The sequence below is a fragment of the Hyphomonas oceanitis SCH89 genome (genome assembly GCF_000685295.1).
GTDB classification, from domain to species: Bacteria; Pseudomonadota; Alphaproteobacteria; order Caulobacterales; family Hyphomonadaceae; genus Hyphomonas; species Hyphomonas oceanitis.
The window spans coordinates 1-5,996 of record NZ_ARYL01000069.1 but is presented as its reverse complement, the minus strand read 5'-3'; the positions used below and the strand labels follow the sequence as shown (position 1 = coordinate 5,996).

The 5,996-nt window shown below is 51.9% G+C and carries 4 protein-coding genes and 1 pseudogene; all 5 read left to right on the top strand.

The window, feature by feature from the left end; translation table 11 throughout:
* Window positions 1–44: 44 nt before the first annotated feature.
* Window positions 45–1,022 carry a GDP-mannose 4,6-dehydratase gene (gene gmd / locus HOC_RS19745; protein WP_035541938.1) on the top strand — a complete coding sequence of 326 codons (978 nt, stop codon included), beginning with the start codon at window positions 45–47 and terminating at the stop codon, window positions 1,020–1,022.
* Window positions 1,023–1,064: 42 nt separating this feature from the next.
* On the top strand, window positions 1,065–2,072 hold the full coding sequence (locus tag HOC_RS19740; RefSeq protein ID WP_084146493.1) for a GDP-mannose 4,6-dehydratase: 1,008 nt from the start codon (window positions 1,065–1,067) through the stop codon (window positions 2,070–2,072).
* A 124-nt stretch (window positions 2,073–2,196) separates the two neighbouring features.
* Window positions 2,197–2,991 (top strand): ABC transporter permease, encoded by a 795-nt coding sequence (locus tag HOC_RS19735; RefSeq protein ID WP_035541947.1) that lies wholly within the window; start codon window positions 2,197–2,199, stop codon window positions 2,989–2,991.
* Window positions 2,991–4,193 (top strand): annotated as a pseudogene (locus HOC_RS23025) (ABC transporter ATP-binding protein); the annotation flags it as partial. The gene HOC_RS19735 and the pseudogene HOC_RS23025, both read left to right, overlap by 1 nt.
* A gap of 896 nt (window positions 4,194–5,089) precedes the next feature.
* Window positions 5,090–5,996 (top strand): FkbM family methyltransferase (locus HOC_RS19725; protein ID WP_156950568.1); only part of this gene is annotated, 907 nt, incomplete at its 3' end.

Sequence of the window (5,996 nt, the reverse complement as noted above, 5' to 3'; positions counted from 1 at the left end):
GAATTTACACCAAGTCCCGGGACGCTACCCAGGAGCGCGTAAGAATGGCAGATCGGAAATCGGCCTTTGTAACCGGTATAACAGGTCAGGATGGTGCCTACCTTGCGCAGTTGTTGCTCGAGAAGGGGTATCGCGTCACGGGCCTCGTGCGTCGCTCCAGCACGTCGGAAATAAATGACCTTCGCTTGAAATGGCTCGGCGTCGATAGGGACGTGGAACTGATTGATGGCGATCTCACCGATCTGTCTGGCCTGATCCGCACCATTAAGGACATTCGCCCCGACGAAATCTACAACCTTGCCGCGCAGTCATTCGTGAAATCTTCGTGGCAGCAGCCGCTTCTGACGGGCCAAGTGACCGCTATAGGCGTGACAAACATCCTGGAAGCCATGCGCATCGAAGCACCTCACGCGCGCTTCTATCAGGCCTCTTCCTCCGAAATGTACGGGCTGATCCAGGAAGACATGCAGTCTGAGACCACCCCCTTCTATCCGCGCTCGCCTTATGCGGTCGCAAAGTTGTACGGGCACTGGATCACGATCAACTACCGCGAGAGCTTCAACCTGCATGCTTCCAGCGGCATTCTCTTCAACCACGAGTCACCACTGCGCGGCATCGAGTTCGTGACACGCAAGGTGACCGACGGGGTTGCGCGTATCAAGCTCGGCCTGGCGAAGGAATTGCGCCTGGGCAATATCGACGCAAAGCGCGACTGGGGACACTCCAAAGATTATGTTCGCGCGATGTGGCTGATGATGCAGCAGGATGTTGCCGATGATTACGTGATTGCAACAGGCGTTACGACGACGGTGCGGGATATGTGCAAGATCGCATTTAGCCATGTCGGGCTTGCGCTGGAGGACCACCTTGTGATCGACCCGGTTCTGTTCCGCCCGGCTGAGGTGGACGTATTGCTCGGCAATCCAGCCAAAGCGAAAGCCAAGCTCGGTTGGGAGCCCGAAGTGACACTGGATCAGATGATTGTCGAAATGGTGGATGCCGATTTGAAACGGTTGAGTTAACTTCCTTGCAAGCTGAGAGGACGTTTTTGTTGAGAGCATCGCATGGCATTCGGTAGTCAAGACAAAATCCTGGTGACTGGGGCAGCGGGCTTCGTCGGGAGGTTCTGCATTGATGCCCTCTTGGCTTCCGGCTTGTCTGCCGATCAGATTTATGCGCTCAGCCGTAGAGGCGAAACGGTGGCTGCCAGTAATGTTCGTACGGCAGTTGGGGACGTGACAGATCGGCGGGCCGTTCGCTCGTTGCTAGCTGATGTCCAGCCGTCTGCGGTGATACATCTCGCGGCAGTCGCCGAGCCGGCAAAGGCCCGTGCCAACCATGATGCGGCCTGGACCACAAACTTTGAAAGTGCGCGTTATTTGGGGGAGTCGATTCTCGATGTGGCGCCTGATACGCGGTTGATCTTTTCGGGAAGCTCTGAAGCCTATGGCGCGAGTTTTAATGACGAGCATCTGCCCATTCTGGAAAGTGTGGCACTAAGACCAATGTCCACATACGGGGCAACGAAGGCGGCTGCTGACCTGCTGCTGGGGCAGATGGCAACCGATGGTCTTAAAGTTGTTAGGTTTCGTGCCTTCAATCACACCGGTCCGGGCCAATCGCCCGCTTATGTTGTTGCTGCTTTTGCAGAACAGATTGCGCGTATTGAAGCAGGCGCCCAGCCGCCGGTTATACAGGTGGGAAATCTTGAGGCGGAGCGGGACTTTCTGGACGTCCGGGATGTCGTTCGGGCTTATGTGCTTGCGTGCCATCAGCCACTCGATTGGGGGGGCAATAATGTGTTCAATATTGCGTCAGGCACGCCTCGGTCAATTCAAAGCATCGTCGACAGCCTTCGAGCCTGTTCTGACCACCAGATATCGATTGAAACAGACGCCAAACGGTTGCGACCAAACGACGTTCAACGAGCCTTTGGTGACATTTCACGCATTGGATCTGTGTTGGGCTGGCAACAGCAGATCGGGTTTGACGTGACGCTGCGCGATACCCTTGCGCAAGCGCGGGTGACGGCGTCATTTGATGCTGGATCAAACACGGAAAAACCGGAGTGAGACTATTTTGCCGCGAACCCGTCGATTCGGCAATTTTGACACGGCTTACGCCTGTCGATTGATGCTGGATTTAGCCGATTTTCAGGTCCATGAGAAGATAACATACAAGGTATTTTCTGAGATGATGATAGGACATGCCAGCTCTGCATGGCGCTACAGGCAGTTTATTCTTTCCTCCATCCGCGGTGAGCTCAAAGGCAGGTTCGCAAGTTCCAAAATGGGCGCCCTCTGGCACATCCTAAATCCACTAGCAATGGCCGCGATCTATGCCCTTGTCCTGTCCAAGATACTTGGTGCCAAGGTGGGAGGAGTAGAAAACGATGCCGCCTACGCGATCTATCTCATGGCAGGTATCGCGAGCTGGGGGCTGTTTACGGAGATTACTTTACGCTGCCTGAACATCTTCTTGGAATATTCGAACACCATGAAGAAGATTGCATTCCCGCGTGTTGCCCTGCCTTTGATCGTGCTGGGCGGCGCGCTCATCAATCACCTGCTATTACTAGCAGCTTCCGTCATGGTGTTTGCTTTCTTCAGTCACTTCCCGTCCCTCCCATGGATAGCCTTGCCGGTCGGGATCATTTTGACAGCAGCTTTCGCATTTGGACTGGGCATTATTCTTGGTGTGTTGAATGTCTTCGTCCGCGACGTGGGACAATTCATGCTGGTCGTCCTGCAGCTATGGTTTTGGCTGACTCCTATTGTGTATCCATTTCACGTGTTGCCAGATGCCATGCAGACGATCATCTCCTACAATCCGATGCTACCTGTAGTGCAATTTTATCAGGACATCATGCTATATAATAAATGGCCGGACTTCGTGTCGCTTCAATATCCTGCGACCTTGTCAATCGTGCTCTTGCTCGTCGCGGTGTTCCTATTCCGTCGCGCGAGCCCTGAAATAGTGGACGTTCTATGATGCAGGAAATTCTCAATGTCGCCCGCATCGGAAAATGTTACCCGACCTATTCTTCGGAATTCTCGCGCTTTGCGCGCTGGTTCGGAATGCCGGTAAAGAGCAAGTCCGAGTTCTGGGCAGTCCGTGATGTCAGCTTTGCCATGAAGTCCGGAGAAACAGTCGCCTTGATCGGCCAGAACGGAGCCGGCAAAAGCACGCTTCTCAAGATGATTTCTGGTACGGTCCAGCCTATTGAGGGTAAAGTGCACGTCAGTGGCCGCATCAGCGCAATCCTGGAGCTTGGCCTGGGGTTCAATGCTGAATTTACCGGACGGCAGAACGTCATGCACTCCGGCGGGCTGCTCGGACATTTCGACAGTGAACTTAGGAAATTAATGCCGTGGATCGAGGATTTCGCCGAGATCGGCGAACATTTTGATCTGCCTGTCAGAACTTATTCTAGCGGCATGATGGCGCGATTGGCCTTTGCGCTGGCAACGGCTGTGCGCCCGGAACTTCTCATCGTGGATGAAGTCCTGTCGGTCGGTGATTCCTATTTCCAGCACAAGAGTTTCAATCGTATTCGTGAATTCCGCGATCAGGGTGCGGCGATCTTGTTCGTCACGCACGGGATGTCATCGGTTAGGGAGCTGTGCGACCGTGTCATCCTGTTGGACAAAGGCCGCATGATCAAAGACGGCCAGCCGGACGAAGTTGTTGACTATTATAACGCCATGATCGCAGAGAAGGAGAACAGTAAACTCTCCATCGAACAGCGGCGCGGCAAAGAGGGATGGTTACACACTACCTCTGGAACGCGAGAAGTGAAAATGGTAACCGCGGAGTTGCTTGATTCTGTGTCGAATCTGCCTGTGTCAACGGTTGGTGTGGGTCAGGCAGTCAAAGTCTTACTGATTGCGCGAGCAAGTGTGCCGATTGATAAACTGGTATGTGGGGTGATGATTCGTGATCGGCTTGGGCATGTCGTCTGGGGGAGTAATACAGCTTATACTCGTCAGCACGAAGAGGGCATTGAGCAATTCGAGTATATCGAATTTGAAATTACATTCAAATGCGACCTCGGTCCCGGTTCCTACTCGATTACGTACGCGCTGACCGATTCCGAGAGTCACACATCGCGAAATTTCGAATGGTCAGATAACGTCATTATTTTTGACGTAATTAATATAGATCTTCCAACATTCTTTGGAACAAGCGCTCTGGGGGTGACCTTCAACTCGAGAAGGTCATTTAGCATGACCGAATGGGCGCGTGCGGCGATGACAGCTAGTTGCCAGGATTCCCTCAACATTCCTAAAGTCCCTAGAGCTGGCCAGGTCAATTCCGAGGATGGAATTTCTGTTCAGACCATGCACAACGGTTTGAAAGTGGTTGCCGGCGGGTATCATGGTGCATGGATGACCAAAATTATACGAGATTTGAGCGGGCATCACGAACCGCAGGAGGAATTGCTCTTTGACGCTCTTATGAACCACGTGAAACCGGGAACAACAATGATTGAGCTTGGCGCGTATTGGGCCTATTTTTCATTGTGGTTTCTTAAGGCTGTTCCGAACAGCAATGCCTTGTGTGTGGAGCCGGACCCTTTAAACTTACAAATCGGGAGAAAAAACGCCGAGTTGAACAATCTTTCTCATCGGATCAAGTGGTTCGAAGCTTGGGTTGGCGGAACGGAAGAAGAAAACCATTCGGCCATCTGTGAGACTCTGGGTGAACTAAGAAATCTGCCTCAATGGAATTACGGAACCGTGCTACGTCAGAATGGAGCTGCGCCAATAGAATTTCTCCATTGCGACGCTCAAGGTGTGGAACTGGAATTTTTGAAATCAATGTCCAATCACTCGGCTGGCGAGCGACCAAGATTCATTATGATTTCAACTCATCACCATTCGATTTCAGGATCTCGCACTACTCACGAAGATTGTGCCAGCCTTATTGAATCGATGGGTGGCAAGGTGCTGGCCCAGCATAGCGTCGATGAATCCTACAGCGGCGATGGCCTGATAGTAGCTGCCTTTAAAGAGGCCGATTTTGGTTTGGCGTTGCCGGTTATATCTCTAAACACAGCTCACGATTCCTTGTTCCAAGGGGCGTGAATATGAACACTTCTTATGCTCAGAACTTTGAGGATATTATCCTATGGCGGGCGCTCAAACAAATAAAGAACGGTTTCTATATCGACATTGGTGCAAATGATCCAACTCGAGATTCGGTAAGTAAGCTTTTTTATGATCGCGGCTGGCGGGGGGTTCATGTCGAACCTGCTGCAGAATTTGCCGACAAATTAGAGCAGCAACGTCCGGACGAAAAAGTCATACGAGCCGCTGTTTCCACGAAAAAGTCGAAATTACAACTCGTGTACTTTGAAGGTACGGGGCTATCCACGTCCAACCTAGAGGTGGCTGAGAAGCATATCGATTCGGGCTATGTTCATGAGACAATTCGCGTTCCAACTATTACGCTCGAAAAAATACTCAACGATTTGGACGTTCCCGATATTCATTGGCTAAAAATCGATGTGGAAGGAATGGAGGGCGATGTTCTCAAAAGTTGGGGCGAGAGTTCGGTTCGGCCATGGGTGCTTTTGGTAGAAAGCACTAGGCCTCTTTCATCGAAGGAGACTCATGGCTTTTGGGAGTCGGAAGTGCTCAATCGTGGATATGAGTTTGCTTACTTTGATGGGCTAAACCGATTTTATGTTCGGTTGGACAAGGAGCAGCTCAAGAGCTCATTTGGCCCTGGTCCCAACTATTTTGATCACTTTAGTCTAACCGAGTCGTCGCCATTTGTCGTGGACCTTCAGGCGCGGCATGCTCTGATGACACAAGAACTCATCAAAAGAGTTGGTGATGCTGATCACGAAATAATGACCACGCATGTTCGATTACAGGATACGATAAAGGGACTTGAGCATTCTCGGGAAGAAGCGCGCAGCGTGTTGGATGCGCTGACGGCTCAGTCCAATGGTGTGGCTGCGGCAGTCGAAACAGTCGTCGCGGATGCCC